The following is a 16,816-nucleotide window of genomic DNA, read 5'->3' as shown; positions in this document are numbered from 1 at the left end:
CTCAGCAGTCCAGTGGGTTACGTTTTTCGGGGTCGATACCGAACTTGACGATGGCCTCGGCCACGGCCTTGCGTTCGATCTGACCACGGTCGGCCAGCGCTTCGAGCGCGGCCAGAACGACCCAGCGACGATCCACTTCGAAGAAGTCACGCAGTTTGCGGCGGCTGTCGCTGCGGCCGTAACCGTCGGTACCCAGCACCTTGTATTCCTTGACCGGAACCCACTGACGAACCTGTTCTGCGAACAGTTTCATGTAGTCGGTGCTGGCAATGACAGGGCCCTGACGGCCGCTCAGGCACTGCTCGATATAGCTCTTCTTGGGTTCCTGTTCCGGATGCAGGCGGTTGCTGCGCTCCACGGCCAGGCCATCGCGACGCAGTTCGTTGAAGCTGGTGACGCTCCACACATCGGCGCCGATGTTGTAGTCGTTGCGCAGGATCTTCGCCGCTTCGCGAACCTCGTTGAGGATGGTGCCGCAGCCCAGCAGTTGTACGTGGTGGGCGGCTTCCTTGTTGTCCTCTTCGAGCAGGTACATGCCTTTGATGATGCCGTCCTCGACACCTTCGGGCATGGCTGGCTGCTGGTAGTTCTCGTTCATCACGGTGATGTAGTAATAAACGTTTTCCTGCAGGGTCATCATCCGGTGTGTGCCTTCGCGCATGATCACCGCCAGCTCGTAGGCGTAGGTGGGGTCATAGCTGCGCACGTTGGGGATGGTGCTGGCGAGGATGTGGCTGTGGCCGTCCTCGTGCTGCAGGCCTTCACCGTTCAGGGTGGTACGGCCGGAGGTGCCGCCCAGCAGGAAGCCGCGGGTCTGGCCGTCGCCAGCTGCCCAGGCCAGGTCACCGATACGCTGGAAGCCGAACATCGAGTAGAAGATGTAGACCGGCAGCATCGGCGTGTTGTAGTTGCTGTAGGCAGTACCGGCAGCGATGAAGGAGGAGAACGCACCGGCCTCGTTGAGACCTTCCTGGAGGATCTGGCCGTCCTTCTCTTCGCGGTAGTACATCACCTGGTCGCGGTCGACCGGCTCGTACAGCTGGCCGACGGGGGAGTAGATGCCCAACTGGCGGAACATGCCTTCCATACCGAAGGTACGGGCCTCGTCCGCGAGGATCGGCACGATGCGCTTGCCCAGCTCCTTGTCCTTGACCATCGAGGCGAGGATGCGCCCGAACGCCATGGTGGTGGAGATTTCGCGGTCGCCAGAGCCGTCCAGAACGGCCTTGAGGGTTTCCAGCGGCGGCGTCGGGATGCTGATGGTGCCGCGGTTACGCTGCGGCAGATGGCCGCCGAGTTTCTCGCGGCACTTGCGCAGGTATTTCATTTCCGCGCTGTCTTCGGCAGGGCGATAGAACGGCAGTTCTTCCAGCTGCGAATCGTTCAGCGGGATATCGAAGCGATCGCGGAATTTCTTCAGCGACTCGATATCGACCTTCTTGGTGTTGTGCGCGGTGTTCTTCGCTTCGCCGGCACCGGTGCCATAACCCTTGATGGTTTTGGCCAGGATGACGGTCGGCTGGCCTTTGTGGTTGACCGCCTGGTGGTAGGCCGCATAGACCTTGTACGGGTCGTGGCCGCCGCGGTTGAGGTTGAAGATTTCCTCGTCCGACAGTTTCTCGACGCGCTTGAGCAATTCTGGATCGGCACCGAAGAAGTGCTTGCGCACGTAGGCACCGTCTTTGGCCTTGTAGTTCTGGTATTCGCCGTCGATCGCCTGGTCCATGCGACGCTGCATACGGCCGTCTTCGTCCTGGGCGAACAGCGGGTCCCACATACGGCCCCAGATGACCTTGTTGACGTTCCAGTTGGCGCCACGGAACACGCCTTCGAGCTCCTGGATGATCTTGCTGTTGCCGCGAACCGGGCCGTCGAGGCGCTGCAGGTTGCAGTTGATGACGAAGATCAGATTGTCGAGGTTCTCGCGGCCGGCCAGGGAGATGGCACCCAGGGTTTCCGGCTCGTCGGTCTCGCCGTCACCGATGAAGCACCATACCTTCTGCTTGCCGGCCGGGATGAAACCGCGGTTTTCCAGGTACTTCATGAAGCGTGCCTGGTAGATCGCGGTGATCGGGCCCAGGCCCATGGAAACGGTCGGGAACTGCCAGAAATCCGGCATCAGGTGCGGGTGCGGGTACGACGACAGGCCGCCACCGTCCACTTCCTGGCGGAACTTGAGCATCTGCTCTTCGCTCAGGCGGCCTTCCAGGAAGGCGCGGGCGTAGATGCCGGGCGATGCGTGGCCCTGGTAGTAGATCAGGTCGCCGCCGTGTTCTTCGGTCGGCGCCTTGAAGAAGTAGTTGAAGCCGATGTCGTAGAGGGTCGCGCTGGAGGCGAAGGTGGAGATGTGGCCACCCAGATCGGGGTCCTGCATGTTGGCGCGCATGACCATGGCCAGAGCGTTCCAGCGAACGATCGAGCGGATGCGGCGTTCCATGAACAGGTCGCCCGGCATGCGTGCTTCACGCGTGACCGGAATGGTGTTGCGGTAGGGAGTGGTGATCGAATAGGGCAGCTGTGTGCCGCTACGAGTGGCCAACTCACCCAGGCGCGTCATCAGATAGTGGGCACGGTCTTCGCCTTCCTTGTCGAGGACGGATTCCAGTGCGTCCAGCCATTCCTGGGTTTCGATTGGATCGAGGTCTTGCATGGCTTGCTCCAGAGCGGAAAGGCTTCCAGAATCGGAAACCAGATGCGTTGCCGGCTTTTTGGGCGGGCACATTAATTCTTGGATGTACCGGTTGGGTAGATCCGGCTTCGTGTAGTTTTACTACATTTCGTCGGCGATTTCAGCTCTCTCGATCGATTCAGTCGTAGCGAAACTACAATCAAATCAGGCGAGAGCCAGAAGCGGCGAGCCTTCGCAGGGTCTGCGCCGGTTTTCCACCAGGCTCCCAGCCCGCCGAAAAGGATAGACCATGAGCTTGCCCGCGCTCGTCTCTTTGCCTGCCTCGCTCCACCCCATCGCCCAGCGTGCCGAGCAATCGCTCGCCGAGGCGTTCACGGCCTTGTCCGCTGACGCCGCTGCCGCTTTCGCCGCCTGGCCGGCCCTGCGCAAAGAGCACCTGCGGCGCGTAACGGCCGCCAGTGATTTCGTGACGCAACAGGGCCTGCGCGACCCGCAGATGCTGCTCGAGCTGGCTGCCAGCGGCGAGCTGGAGCGGCGCCTGGCGGGCGGCGAATTGCGCCAGCAGCTCGCCGAGCAGTTGCAGGAGTGCGCGGACGAGAACGGCCTGGCGCGCAGCCTGCGGCGTTTTCGCAACCGCCAGCAGCTGCGCATCATCTGGCGAGACATCAGCCGCCAGGCGGATCTGGTGGAAACCTGTCGCGACCTTTCCGACCTGGCCGATGCTTGCATCGACCTGTCTTATCACTGGCTGTACCCCCGGCACTGCGAGCAATTCGGCACACCGGTCGGCCGCCGCAGCGGTGAGCCGCAGCACATGGTCATTCTCGGCATGGGCAAACTCGGCGCCTTCGAGTTGAACCTGTCATCGGATATCGACCTGATCTTCGGCTACCCCGAGGGTGGCGAGACCCAGGGCGTGAAGCGTGCGCTGGATAACCAGGAGTTCTTCATCCGCCTGGGCCAGAAGCTGATCAAGGCGCTGGATGCCATCACCGTCGACGGCTTCGTGTTTCGTACCGACATGCGCCTGCGCCCCTATGGATCGAGCGGCGCGCTGGTGTTCAGCTTCAATGCGCTGGAGCAGTACTACCAGGACCAGGGGCGCGATTGGGAACGCTACGCGATGATCAAGGCGCGGGTGGTCGGCGGAGACCAGCAGGCCGGCGCGCAACTGCTGGAAATGCTGCGCCCGTTCGTCTATCGCCGTTACCTGGACTTTTCCGCCATCGACGCGCTGCGCACCATGAAGCAACTGATCCAGCAGGAGGTGCGCCGCAAGGGCATGGCCGAGAACATCAAGCTCGGTTCCGGCGGCATTCGTGAGGTGGAGTTCATCGCCCAGGCGTTTCAGCTGATCCATGGCGGCCGTGATCTCAGCCTGCAGCAGCGTTCCTTGCTCAAGGTGCTGCAAACCCTCAAGGACCAAGGCTACCTGCCTGGCCAGGCGGTCGACGAGTTGCTCGCCGGCTACGCCTTCCTGCGTTACACCGAACACGCCCTGCAGGCCATCGACGACCGGCAGACGCAGATGCTCCCGGACAACGATCAGGATCGCGCGCGGGTGGCCTTCATGCTCGGCTTCGATGGCTGGGAGGCCTTCCATGAGCAACTGATGCACTGGCGCGGCCGGGTCGACTGGCACTTCCGCCAGGTCATCGCTGACCCCGACGAGGATCAGGAGGGCGATGAGGAGCCCATGGTCGGCGCCGATTGGCTGCCGCTATGGAACGACGACCAGGATGAAGAAGCCGCCTGCCGCCAACTGGCCGAGGCCGGCTTCGCTAACGCCCCGGCGGCCTGGCAGCGGCTGGTGGGGCTGCGCAACGGCAACCAGGTGCGCGCGATGCAGCGCCTGGGTCGCGAGCGCCTGGATGCCTTCATCCCGCGGCTGCTGGCCGCCACCGTCGAGCAGGAAAAGCCCGATCTGGTACTGGAGCGCGTGTTGCCGCTGATCGAGGCAGTGGCGCGTCGTTCGGCCTATTTGGTGCTGCTGACCGAAAATCCCGGTGCCTTGCTGCGTCTGCTGACGCTGTGCGCCGCCAGCCCGTGGATCGCCGAGCAGATCAGCCGCTTCCCGCTGCTGCTCGATGAGCTGCTCAATGAGGGGCGCCTGTTCAGTCCGCCCCATGCGCCGGAGTTGGCCGGCGAGCTGCAGGAGCGGCTGACGCGTATTCCCGAGGAGGATCTGGAGCAGCAGATGGAGGCGCTGCGCCACTTCAAACTGGCCCACGGCTTGCGCGTGGCCGCTTCGGAAATCGCCGGCAGCCTGCCGTTGATGAAAGTCAGCGATTACCTGACCTGGTTGGCCGAGGCCATTCTCGACCAGGTACTGGCCCTGGCCTGGCGGCAGATGGTCAGCCGCCATGGCACGCCGCTGCGCGCCGATGGCAGCCCGTGCTCCCCGGACTTCATCATCGTCGGCTACGGCAAGGTCGGCGGTATCGAACTGGGCCACGGTTCTGACCTGGATCTGGTGTTCATCCACGACGGCGACCCGCAGGCCGAGACCGATGGTGCCAAGCCCATCGACGGCGCGCAGTTCTTCACTCGTCTGGGCCAGCGCATCATTCACCTGCTGACCGCGCAGACCAACTCCGGCCAGCTCTATGACGTCGACATGCGCCTGCGCCCCTCCGGAGCGGCGGGGTTGCTGGTCAGCTCACTGGGCGCCTTCCGCCGCTACCAGGAGGGCGAGGCCTGGACCTGGGAGCATCAGGCGCTGGTGCGCGCCCGGGTGCTGGTCGGCTGCGAACGCGTGGGCGCTGCATTCGCCGAAGTGCGCAGCGCCGTGCTGGGCCGCGAGCGTGATCAGGCCAAGCTGCAGGCCGAGGTCAGCGAGATGCGCGCCAAGATGCGTGACAACCTGGGCAGCCGTGCCACCGCCGCCGGTACGGCGGAGAATGCCTTCGACGCGGCCTCGCCCTTCGACCTCAAGCAGGACGCCGGAGGTATCGTCGATATCGAATTTATGGTGCAATACGCGGCCCTGGCGTGGTCGGAGCAGCACCCGGCGCTGCTCGAATTCACCGATAACATCCGCATTCTGGAAGGCCTGGACCGGCTCGGTCTGCTCCGCGATGGCGAGGCGACCCTGCTGCAGGACGCCTACAAGGCCTATCGCTCGGCAGCCCATCGGCAGGCTTTGCAGAAGCAGCCCGGGATCGTGGGCGGCGACCAGTTTCACGAGCACCGGCGCAATGTGATGCGCATCTGGCGTGAGCTGGGCCTGAGTTGATGGCTGTCGTTCGCCATCGGGCTTCTCTACCGAAACTGAGCTTATGAATATTCTGATCATCGGCCCTTCGTGGGTAGGCGACATGGTGATGGCGCAGACATTGTTCCAGTGTCTGAAACTGCGTCATCCCGACTGCGCCATCGACGTGCTGGCCCCGGACTGGAGCCGGCCGATCCTCGAGCGCATGCCCGAGGTTCGCCAGGCCTTGAGCTTTCCCCTCGGCCATGGCGTGCTGGAGCTGGCCACGCGGCGGCGCATCGGCAAGTCCCTGGCCGGCCGTTACGATCAGGCGATCCTGCTGCCCAACTCCATGAAGTCGGCGCTGGTGCCGTTCTTCGCCGGCATCCCCCTGCGTACCGGCTGGAAGGGCGAGATGCGTTACGGCCTGCTCAATGACGTGCGCAAGCTGGACAAGGATCGCTACCCGCTGATGATCGAGCGCTTCATGGCCCTGGCGTATCCGGCTGGCGCGGAGCTGCCGCAGCCATATCCGCGCCCGTCCCTGCGCATCGACCCCGCGACTCGTGACGCAGCCCTGGCACATTTCGGCCTGAGCCTGGATCGCCCGGTTCTTGCCCTGTGCCCAGGCGCCGAGTTCGGCGAAGCGAAACGCTGGCCCAGCGAGCATTACGCCAAGGTCGCCGAGACGAAGATCCGTGAAGGCTGGCAGGTCTGGCTGTTCGGCTCGAAGAAGGATCACCCTGTGGGCGAGGATATCCGATCGCGGCTGATTCCCGGCCTGCGCGAGGAGGCCGTCAACCTGTCCGGTGAGACCAGTCTTGCGCAAGCCATCGACCTGCTATCGTGCGCCGCCTCGGTGGTGTCCAACGACTCCGGGCTGATGCACGTGGCCGCGGCGCTCGATCGCCCGCTGGTGGCGGTGTACGGCTCGACCTCGCCACAGTTCACCCCGCCGCTGGCCGAGCAGGTGGAAATCATCCGTCTGGGCATCGAATGCAGCCCGTGCTTCGAGCGTACCTGTCGTTTCGGTCATTACAACTGCCTGGTGCAGCTCGAGCCACGGGTCGCCGTCGACGCGCTGCAGCGCCTGGCGGGTGAGCCCGCCGAGGTCATGCCCTGAATGCGCGTGCTGGTGATCAAGACCTCATCGCTGGGCGACGTGATTCATACCCTGCCGGCCCTGACCGACGCGGCCCGGGCGATCCCGGGCATCCGGTTCGACTGGGTGGTGGAAGAAGGCTTCGCCGAGATTCCAGCCTGGCATCCGGCCGTCTCCCAGGTGATTCCGGTGGCCATCCGCCGCTGGCGCAAGCACCCGCTGAAAACCCTTCGCAGTGGCGAGTGGGCGCGGTTCAAGCAGCGCCTGCGCGAGAGTCAATACGACCTGGTAATCGACGCCCAAGGCCTGCTCAAGAGCGCCTGGCTGACCCGCTACGTCAAGGCGCCGGTGGCAGGGCTCGATAAAAAGTCTGCCCGCGAGCCTATCGCTGCGCGCTTTTATGATCGCCCCTACAGCGTGCCGCGGGCCCAGCATGCGTTGGAGCGTACCCGCCAGCTGTTCGGCCAGGCGCTGAGCTACAGCGTGCCCGCTGGTCTGGGCGACTACGGGTTGAGCCGCGCCCAGCTTGCAGATCCGGCCGCAAGCCCTTATCTAGTGTTCCTGCACGGCACCACCTGGGCCAGCAAGCACTGGCCCGAAGCCTACTGGCGCGAACTGGCCGAGCAGGTTGCCGAGCGCGGCTGGGCGATTCGCCTGCCATGGGGCAACGAAGCCGAGAAGGCGCGCGCCGAGCGTATCGCCGCCGGCATCGATGGCGCTGCGGTATTGCCAAAGCTCAACCTGGCAGGTGTGGCCAAGGTGCTTGCCGGTGCCCAGGCCTGTGTGGCCGTCGATACCGGTCTGGGCCATCTGGCGGCAGCGCTGGATGTGCCGACCGTGTCGCTCTATGGCCCGACCCTGCCGGGCCGGGTGGGTGCCTACGGGCGCTCGCAGGTGCACCTGTGCGCCAGCGGCCCGGATGCCGGCAAGGGCGACCGCGAGAAACCCTGTTTCGATGATTTGAAACCACAGCGGGTGTTCACCGAATTACATGCCCTGCTGCTGGATCTGGGGCTGGACTGATGCAAGCGAGCGGAGGGCCGATGCGCCTGGCTTTTATCCTCTACAAGTACTTCCCCTACGGCGGGTTGCAGCGCGATTTCATGCGTATCGCCCTGGAGTGCCAGCGGCGCGGCCACAGCATCCGCGTCTACACGCCAATCTGGGAAGGCGAGGTGCCAGAGGGTTTCGAAGTGGTGGTGGTACCGGTCAAGGCACTGTTCAACCATCACCGCAACGAGAAACTCACCGCCTGGGTGCAGGCCGACTTGCGCGAGCGCCCCGTCGACCGGGTGATTGGCTTCAACAAGATGCCGGGCCTGGACGTGTACTACGCTGCCGATGGCTGCTACGAGGACAAGGCGCAGACCCTGCGCAACCCCCTGTATCGCCGCTGGGGCCGCTACAAGCATTTCGCCGAGTACGAGCGAGCTGTGTTCGCACCCGAGTCGGACACCGAGATTCTGATGATCTCCGAGGTGCAGCAGCCGCTGTTCGTCAAGCATTACGGCACGCCAGCCGAGCGCTTCCACCTGCTGCCGCCGGGCATCGCCCTGGATCGCCGCGCGCCGGCCAATGCCGCCGAAATCCGCGTCGAGTTTCGCCGCGAGTTCGCCCTGGCCGACAGCGACCTGCTGCTGGTGCAGATCGGCTCGGGCTTCAAGACCAAGGGCCTGGACCGCAGCCTCAAGGCCCTGGCCGCCTTGCCGCCGGAGCTAAAGCAGTGCACCCGGTTGATGGTCATCGGCCAGGACGACCCCAAACCGTTCCTGCTGCAGGTCAAGGCACTCGGCCTGAGCGACCAGGTGCAGATTCTCAAGGGACGCAGCGATATTCCGCGCTTCCTGCTTGGCGCCGATCTACTGATCCATCCGGCCTACAACGAAAATACTGGTACCGTGCTGCTTGAGGCGCTGGTCGCCGGGCTGCCTGTGCTGGTCACCGATGTATGCGGCTACGCCCATTACATCGAGGATGCAGACGCCGGCCGCGTGGTGCCCAGTCCATTCGAGCAGCCCGCGCTGAATCGCCTGCTGGCCGAGATGCTAGCCGACGACGCTGCCCGCGCGCGATGGAAGCAAAATGGCCTGGCCTATGCCGACACGGCCGATCTGTACAGCATGCCGCAGCGGGCTGCGGATGTGATTCTGGCGGCGCACCCGTGAGCAACCCAACCGCTTTGGCAACCTTGGGCCCTTTAAATGCGTCGCCTACGGCGCGATGCCCTAGTGGCCGTTCCACAAGGCTCGCGTTGCCTTCAGCATTCACCGCGAGACCGCGGCTCCTACAGGGAGGCCTATGCGCCTGATTCTTGCTGAACCATTCAAGTCCCTGTGGGACGGCAAGGATGCCTTTGAAGCGGTCGAGGGCCTGCAGGGGCAGGTGTACCGCGAACTGGAGGCGCGTCGAACGCTGCGTACAGAGGTGAATGGCAAGGGCTATTTCGTGAAGATTCACCGTGGCGTGGGCTGGGGGGAAATCGTCAAGAACCTGGTCACGGCCCGCCTGCCGGTGCTGGGCGCGGGCCAAGAGTGGAAAGCCATCCAGCGTTTGAACGACGCCGGGGTGTCGACCATGACCGCGGTGGCTTATGGCGAGCGTGGCAGCAACCCGGCGCAGCAGCATTCGTTCATCGTCACCGAGGAGCTCGCGCCGACCGTCGACCTCGAGCAATTGACGCTGACCTGGATCGAGCAGCCGCCGTCGCCCATCGTGAAGCGGGCACTGCTGCGCCGTGTGGCGCAAATGACCGGGCGCATGCACGCTGCGGGCGTGAACCACCGGGACTGCTACATCTGTCACTTTCTGCTGCATACCGACAAGCCATTCGACGCTGATGATTTCCGCCTGTCGGTGATCGATCTGCACCGCGCCCAGGTACGCAATGCCGTGCCGAAACGCTGGCGCGACAAGGATCTGGCCGGTCTGTATTTCTCGGCCTTGAACATAGGCCTCACCAAGCGCGATCTGCTGCGTTTCATCAAGGTTTACTTTGGCGTCGTCGACAGCCGTCCCCTGCGTCAGGTCCTGCAGGACGAGGCTGCCCTGCTGCGCTGGTTGCAGGGCAAGGCCGACCGCCTGCGTGCGCGTTATGCGCGCAAGTACGAAACGGAGGGGCAAGCATGAGTCAGTGGCGTGTCACCGCCTTGGCCACGCCCGAGGCGGCCAGGGCATTCGCTTCGCTTGATGCGGTCTTTGCCCTGCAAGGCGAGGCTATTACTCACGATCCGTTGTCGGACGTCATTCGTGTGGAGTTCGATGGGCTGCGTTACTACGTCAAGCGCTACCACGGTGCCGGCAAAGGCGCTCGGCGCTTCGTTGGCCGGCCGCGGGTCAAGGCTGAGTGGCAGAACCTCAAACATTTCGCGAGTTGGGGGATTCCCACTGCGCCTATCGCTGCCTACGGGCTGGAGCGCAAGGGTGCAGCCTTTCACCGAGGGGCACTGATCACCCAGGAACTGGTCGACACCACGGACATGTGGCGGCTGGCCTCCTCGGGTGACGCGCGCCTGCATGATCGGGCCTGGGTCGACGATGTCAGCTGTCAGCTGGCCCGTGCCACGCGCATCCTGCACGATCATCATTTCGCCCATAACGACCTGAAGTGGCGCAATCTGCTGGTCGACGAGCACCGCCGCCTGTACTTCATCGACTGCCCGACCGGTGCATTCTGGCGAGGGCCGTTTCTACGTCGGCGCATCGTAAAGGATCTCGCCTGTCTGGATAAGGTGGCCAAATATCACCTGTCGCGTACCCAGCGCCTGCGCTTCTACTTGCAGTATCGAGGGCGTGAACGGCTCAACGACAGCGACAAGCAGCGTATCGGCCAGATCGTGCGTTACTTCGAGGGAAGAGAATGAAGGACTTCATCGAGCGCGATGATCAAGCGCTGCTCGAACGTCATGGGCTGGCCAGTTTCGAGGCGCTCTGGACGCTCGAGCTGCATGCGGTCGACGAGCCCAACCGGGCGCCGCGCGGCGGCTGGAGCACGGTCTACCGGCTCGATCTGGAAGGCCATGGCTATTACCTCAAGCGCCAGAGCAACTACTTGACGCACAGCCTGGAGCGCCCCTGGGGTGAGCCGACGCTGGCGCGGGAGTTTCGCAACATCCGCCGTTACCAGCGCCTCGGCATCCCGGCGATGAGCGCCGCGTTCTACGCCGAGCGGCGCATCGCCGGTGAGCGACGGGCCGTTCTGCTGACCCATGCGCTGGATGGTTGGCGCGACCTCGACAGCTGGCTGCCCGAATGGCATCAGCTTGCAGCGGAGCAGCGCCAGGCGATCGTGAGCGCTTGCGGACGTCTGGCTCGGCGCGTGCACGAGAAGGGACAGGTGCATGGCTGTTTCTACCCCAAACATATCTTCCTGCAACCCCGAGATGAGGGTTTTGCGGCGCAGCTGATCGATCTGGAGAAGACCCGGCCACTGTTTCTCGGCGAGCGTGACAGGGTCAAGGACATCGAGCCGTTGCTGCGACGCACCAACCCCTGGAATGAAGCGGATCACCTGGGTTTCCTGACGGCCTATCTGGGCAGCGGGCAACATGTGGATCATTGGTCGCAGCGTCTTACGGCGCGGTTGAAGGACAAGGCCCAACGCCCATGAAACTGGTTCACCTCAACAAGGCGGGGCGCAGCCCTGCGCTGCCGCTGCCGATCGAGCTGCCGGGCGGTACGTCGCTCGAGTTGCAGAGCCTGCTGCGTGTGTTGCCGGGCCAGCGTTATGTCGGCGCGGCGCAATGGCAGGGGCGTCAGGTGCTCGCCAAGATGTTGGTCGGCAGCAAGGCCGAGCGGCACTTCGCTCGGGAGCTGCAAGGTGCCCAGCTACTGGCGGAACAAGGGTTGTGCACCCCCTTGCTGCTCGATCATGGTGTATCGGCGGGCGAGGGCGGCTGGCTGTTGTTCGAGTTCCTGGAGGACGCCCGCAGCCTGGCGGATGACTGGCAGGCCGTCGCTGATCAGCCCTGGCTGAGCGATGCGCAGCAGCAGGTGCTGGGTGAGGCGCTTGGCGTCATCGGCCAGCTTCATCGTCGTGGGCTATGGCAGGAAGACCTGCACCTGGACAATTTGCTGCGCCATGACGGCCACCTGCATCTCATCGATGGCGGCGGCATTCGCGCCGAGACGCCCGGGCAGCCCCTCTCCCGAGCTCGCGTGCTGGAAAACCTGGGGTTGTTCTTCGCGCTGTTTCCCCGCGCCATTGATGACTTCATCGAAGAATTGTTGGTGCACTACCTGTTGGTCAACGGCGAACATGCTCTGCCGCTTGAGGCCCTGCTCAAGGCTGTGGCCAAGGCGCGCGGGCTGCGTCTTCATTCTTTCATGGCCAAGATTCAGCGTGAGTGCACGGCCTTTCGCGTCTGGCGTGGGCCGTCGCGCCTGCAGGTGGTGAGGCGTGAAGAGGACGCGGCGCTGGCGCCTCTTCTGGCCGACCCCGACGCGGCGATCGCTGCAGGCGAGCCACTCAAACTGGGCGGCTCCTCGACCGTGGCGCGCGTCCAGCAGGCTGGCCGGCAATTGGTCATCAAACGCTACAACATCAAGGGCTTCGGCCATTGGCTGCGGCGCTTCTGGCGGCCCAGCCGGGCCTGGCACAGCTGGTGCGAAGGCAACCGCCTGGATTTTCTCGGAATCGCCACGCCCAGGCCGCTGGCGGTGCTCGAGCGGCGCACCCTGTGGCTGCGCCGCCAGGCCTATCTGATTACCGAACACACGCCGGGTATGGATATAATCGCCCGTTTCGCGCCGTGCGGGGCGGATGGCTTACCGCCAGAGGCGGACTTGCAGGCGTTGGATACGTTGTTCGCAGCGCTGTTGCGCGAGCGCATCAGTCATGGCGATTGCAAGGGCAACAATATTCTCTGGCAGGATGGCCGCTGGGCGCTGATCGATCTGGATGCCATGCAGTTCCATGGCCAGGCCAGCAGCTTCAAGGCCGCCTATGCACGTGATCGCGCGCGTCTGCTGCGCAACTGGGCCGCCGACAGCGCCCTGTATCGTGAACTCGACCGGCGCTTGCCAACATATATTTGAGCCTTCCGAGGAAGGCTCAGCGAAATCAAACCGTATCGGTTGTCGAGTCAGGCAGCCGCGTTAAGAGGCTTTACCCGTGGCATTGACGATTCTTGGCCTGTCCGGCGCCCTCAGTCATGACCCCTCCGCGGCGTTGTACATCGACGGCAAGTTGATTGCAGCAGCCGAAGAAGAGCGCTTCGTGCGTGACAAGCACGCGAAGAACCGCATGCCTTACGAGTCGGCCAAATTCTGCCTGGAACAGGCCGGTATCAAACCATCGGATGTCGATGTGGTGGCGATTCCCTTCGCGCCCATCAGCCTGTTCGGCAAGGCGCGTTGGCACTACGCCAAACGCTACTGGTACGCACCGGATCGCGCCCTCGACGCCATTCTCATGGGCAACCGCCGCTACAAGCGCTATCGCAAGAAGGTCGTCTGGTGCCTGGAGCAACTGGGCTTCGATGCCAAGAAGGTCAAGATCGAGCCAGTCGAGCACCACCTGGCGCACGCGTCCAGCGCTTATCACTGCTCGGGTTTCACCGAGAAGGCCGCGATCCTCGGTATCGACGGCAAGGGCGAGTACGCCACTACCTTCTTCGGCTATGGCGAGAACGGCCGTATCCACAAGATCAAGGAATTCTTTGACCCGGATTCCCTGGGCGGCCTGTACGGCGCGGTGACCGAGTTCCTCGGTTTCGAAATGCTCGACGGCGAGTTCAAGGTCATGGGCATGGCGCCTTATGGCGATGCCAGCAAGTACGATTTTTCCCGCCTGGCCAAGTTCGAGAACGGCGAGTTGGTGATCAATACCGACTACGCCAACGTCATCGGTCTGCGCCGCCACAAGGAAAAGGGCAAGGGCTTCTACTTCTCCCCCAAACTGATCGAGTGGCTGGGGCCAAAGCGCGAAGGCGACATTGCCGACGACCCGTACATCCACTACGCCGCCAGCATGCAGGCGCTGTTCGAGAAGCTGGCGCTGGAGATGATGGATTACTACCTGGGCGACATCATCCGCGAGACCGGCAAGATCGCCTTCGCCGGTGGATGCGCGCTGAACGTCAAGCTCAACCAGAAGATCATTGCTCGCCCCGAGGTCAAGGAACTGTTCGTTCAGCCGGCCTCCGGTGACGCCGGCACTTCGGTTGGTGCCGCTGCCTACGTTTCCCACAAGCGTGGCGTGCCCGTGGAGAAGATGGAGCACGTCTACCTCGGCCCGGCCTATTCCAACGAAGACGTCATTGCCGCCTGCGCCCGCCACCCGAATGCGCCGAAATGGCAGAAGATCGACGACATGCCGCAGCGCATCGCGCAGATCATGGTCGATGGCAATCCGGTAGCCTGGTTCCAGGGCCGCATGGAATTCGGCCCGCGTGCCCTGGGCGGTCGCTCGATCATCGGTTGCCCGAGCATTCCCGGCGTGGCCGACCGCATCAACGAACAGATCAAGTTCCGCGAGCGCTGGAGACCCTTCTGCCCATCGATGCTCGACACCGTCGCCGAGCAGATGCTCAAGGTCGATCACCCGAGCCCGTTCATGACCTTCACTTTCGAAGTCAACGACGAGTGGAAAGAGCGCGTCAGCGAAGTCGTCCACGAAGACGGCACCTCCCGCGCCCAGGTGCTCAAGCGCGAATACAACCCGCGCTGGTACGACCTGATGCTGGAGCTGGAAAGACTCACCGGCAACGGCGTGTCGCTGAACACCTCGCTGAACCGCCGTGGCGAACCGATGATCTGCTCGCCGACCGACGCCCTGAACATGTTCTTCGGCTCGGATCTGCAGTACCTGATCATGGAGGATATTCTGGTGGTCAAGGACGGTGTCGTTGCGTCGAGCGGCGATCTGTCCGGCAGCGTGGAATCGTAGTTCGGCTGGCTATCGATATGTCGACGGCTGTAGCGAATCGTTGTGTAACACGGCGTTCTCGCGCAGCCGCAGTCGTGTCGAAGCGCCCCGGCTCGGCGCCTGCATTTGGTTGCGGGTTGCCTGATGGTACAATCGCCGGCTTAATCCCAGAGCCAGCATCTTATGCCTGATTCAAGCGCCCAATCGCCTTCGATCTCCAGCTTCAAGTTGTACATGCGGCTGTTGAGCTACATGAGGCGCTACTGGTTCATGTTCGGCGTCAGCATGATTGGCTACATCATCTTCGCCTCGACCCAGCCAATGCTCGCCGGCCTGCTCAAGTACTTCGTCGACGGCCTTGCCGCTCCCGAAGCCGGTATGGTCGAGTTGCCGTTGCTGGGCAGCATGCAGCTGCTCTACGGCGTGCCGCTGGCACTTTTACTCATTACCTTCTGGCAGGGTATCGGCTCGTTTCTCGGGGGCTATTACCTGGCACGGGTATCGCTGGGGCTGGTACAGGACCTGCGCATTGCGCTTTTCAACAACCTGCTGACACTGCCCAATCGTTATTTCGATAACCATTCCACGGGTTATCTCATCTCTCGCATCACCTACAACGTCGGTTCGGTTACCGGCGCGGCGACGGATGCCTTGAAGGTCATGGTGCGTGAAGGCCTGACGGTGGTTTTCCTGTTTGGCTATCTGCTGTGGATGAACTGGAAACTGACCATGGTGATGGTGGCGATTCTGCCGCTCATTGCCCTGATGGTTAAGAGCGCGAGCAAGAAATTTCGTAGCCAGAGCCGCAAGATTCAGAGTGCCATGGGCGAGTTGACCCACGTGTCGTCCGAGACCATCCAGAATTACCGTGTGGTTCGTAGCTTCGGTGGCGAGCGCTATGAGCGTGAGCGCTTCTACGAAGCGAGCGAAGACAGCACCCGCAAGCAGCTGCGCATGACCCGCACCAGCGCGATCTACACGCCCAGCCTGCAACTGGTGAACTACGCCGCCATGGCGTTCCTGATGTTCCTTGTGCTGTTTCTGCGCGGTGATGCCAGCGTGGGTGATCTGGTGGCCTATATCACGGCTGCAGGGCTCCTGCCCAAGCCGATTCGACAGCTTTCGGAAGTCAGCTCGACCATCCAGAAGGGGCTTGCCGGCGCCGAGAGCATTTTCGAACAACTGGACGAAGTGACCGAGCCCGATAACGGAACGGTCGAGAAAGAGCGAGTAACCGGTGCGCTCGAAGTAAAACACCTGAGTTTCGTTTACCCGGGGACCGAGAAAACCGTTCTGCAGGACATCAGCTTTACCGTCGAACCGGGGCAGATGGTGGCGCTGGTGGGCCGCTCGGGGAGCGGCAAGTCAACGCTGGCCAATTTGATTCCACGTTTCTATCAGCATGATCAGGGGCAGATTCTGCTCGATGGCACGCCGATCGAGGACTATCGCGTCGAAAACCTGAGGAAACATATCGCGCTGGTCACACAGCAGGTTTCGCTTTTCAACGACACCGTCTTGAATAACATCGCCTATGGCGATCTGCGTAACTTGCCACGCGAGGCAGTCGAGCAGGCCGCCGAGGCGGCCTATGCGCGTGAGTTCATCGATCTGCTTCCGCAGGGCTTCGATACCAAGGTGGGTGAGGATGGCGTGATGTTGTCGGGCGGCCAGCGCCAGCGCTTGGCGATCGCCCGCGCGTTGCTCAAGAGTGCGCCTGTGCTGATACTCGATGAGGCGACCTCGGCCCTGGATACCGAATCCGAACGCTACATCCAGGCAGCGCTGGACAAGGTGATGGAAGGCCGCACCACGCTGGTGATCGCGCATCGGCTGTCGACCATCGAGAAAGCCGATCTGATTCTGGTGATGGATCAGGGGCGCATCGTCGAGCGCGGCTCTCACGAGTCTCTGCTGGCACAGAATGGTTACTACGCTCGTTTGCATGCCATGGGATTAGAAGAGGGCGATGCAGATCCGTCTGCCACAGGGCATTCGGCGCAGTAATAGATCATGGACGATAGAGTG

At 63.1% G+C, this 16,816-nt stretch carries 11 protein-coding genes; 10 read left to right on the top strand and 1 reads right to left on the bottom strand.

Translation table 11 applies throughout. From position 1 onward, the window contains the following. Position 1: 1 nt before the first annotated feature. A complete protein-coding gene (aceE, locus tag BVH06_RS05900; RefSeq protein ID WP_075929697.1) occupies positions 2–2,650 on the bottom strand; it encodes a pyruvate dehydrogenase (acetyl-transferring), homodimeric type in 2,649 nt (882 codons plus the stop codon). Positions 2,651–2,918: 268 nt separating this feature from the next. Between aceE and glnE the strand changes: the two genes are divergently transcribed. From glnE to msbA, 10 genes are all read left to right on the top strand, one after another. After that, complete coding sequence (gene glnE / locus BVH06_RS05895) at positions 2,919–5,864, top strand: bifunctional [glutamate--ammonia ligase]-adenylyl-L-tyrosine phosphorylase/[glutamate--ammonia-ligase] adenylyltransferase (RefSeq protein WP_075933509.1); 2,946 nt, start codon at positions 2,919–2,921, stop codon at positions 5,862–5,864. Positions 5,865–5,907: 43 nt separating this feature from the next. Continuing rightward, the gene (gene waaF / locus BVH06_RS05890; RefSeq protein WP_075933508.1) at positions 5,908–6,945 is read left to right on the top strand and encodes a lipopolysaccharide heptosyltransferase II; all 1,038 of its coding nucleotides are present in this window, start codon (positions 5,908–5,910) and stop codon (positions 6,943–6,945) included. Continuing rightward, positions 6,946–7,947 carry a lipopolysaccharide heptosyltransferase I gene (gene waaC / locus BVH06_RS05885; RefSeq protein ID WP_075933507.1) on the top strand — a complete coding sequence of 334 codons (1,002 nt, stop codon included), beginning with the start codon at positions 6,946–6,948 and terminating at the stop codon, positions 7,945–7,947. Between the two features lie 20 nt (positions 7,948–7,967). Continuing rightward, positions 7,968–9,089 carry a glycosyltransferase family 4 protein gene (locus BVH06_RS05880; protein WP_075933506.1) on the top strand — a complete coding sequence of 374 codons (1,122 nt, stop codon included), beginning with the start codon at positions 7,968–7,970 and terminating at the stop codon, positions 9,087–9,089. 133 nt (positions 9,090–9,222) lie between these two features. Further along, positions 9,223–10,050, top strand: a complete 828-nt coding sequence (gene rfaP / locus BVH06_RS05875; RefSeq protein WP_075933505.1) for a lipopolysaccharide core heptose(I) kinase RfaP — start codon at positions 9,223–9,225, stop codon at positions 10,048–10,050. After that, positions 10,047–10,784 (top strand): lipopolysaccharide kinase InaA family protein, encoded by a 738-nt coding sequence (locus BVH06_RS05870; RefSeq protein WP_075933504.1) that lies wholly within the window; start codon positions 10,047–10,049, stop codon positions 10,782–10,784. Before rfaP ends, BVH06_RS05870 begins: the two co-directional genes overlap by 4 nt. Continuing rightward, positions 10,781–11,530: a lipopolysaccharide kinase InaA family protein gene (locus BVH06_RS05865; RefSeq protein WP_075929690.1), complete on the top strand. Its 750-nt coding sequence runs from the start codon at positions 10,781–10,783 to the stop codon at positions 11,528–11,530. The genes BVH06_RS05870 and BVH06_RS05865 overlap by 4 nt, the downstream gene beginning before the upstream one ends. Then, positions 11,527–12,957, top strand: a complete 1,431-nt coding sequence (locus tag BVH06_RS05860; RefSeq protein WP_075933503.1) for a lipopolysaccharide kinase InaA family protein — start codon at positions 11,527–11,529, stop codon at positions 12,955–12,957. The genes BVH06_RS05865 and BVH06_RS05860 overlap by 4 nt, the downstream gene beginning before the upstream one ends. A gap of 76 nt (positions 12,958–13,033) precedes the next feature. Then, on the top strand, positions 13,034–14,809 hold the full coding sequence (locus tag BVH06_RS05855; RefSeq protein WP_075933502.1) for a carbamoyltransferase: 1,776 nt from the start codon (positions 13,034–13,036) through the stop codon (positions 14,807–14,809). Between the two features lie 162 nt (positions 14,810–14,971). Beyond that, positions 14,972–16,795, top strand: a complete 1,824-nt coding sequence (gene msbA, locus BVH06_RS05850; protein ID WP_075929686.1) for a lipid A export permease/ATP-binding protein MsbA — start codon at positions 14,972–14,974, stop codon at positions 16,793–16,795. Positions 16,796–16,816 lie beyond the last annotated feature (21 nt).

This window comes from Pseudomonas sp. PA27(2017) (assembly GCF_001945445.1).
Lineage (GTDB): Bacteria > Pseudomonadota > Gammaproteobacteria > Pseudomonadales > Pseudomonadaceae > Aquipseudomonas.
The sequence above is the reverse complement of the archived record's forward strand: the minus strand, read 5'-3'. Positions and strand labels throughout refer to the sequence as shown.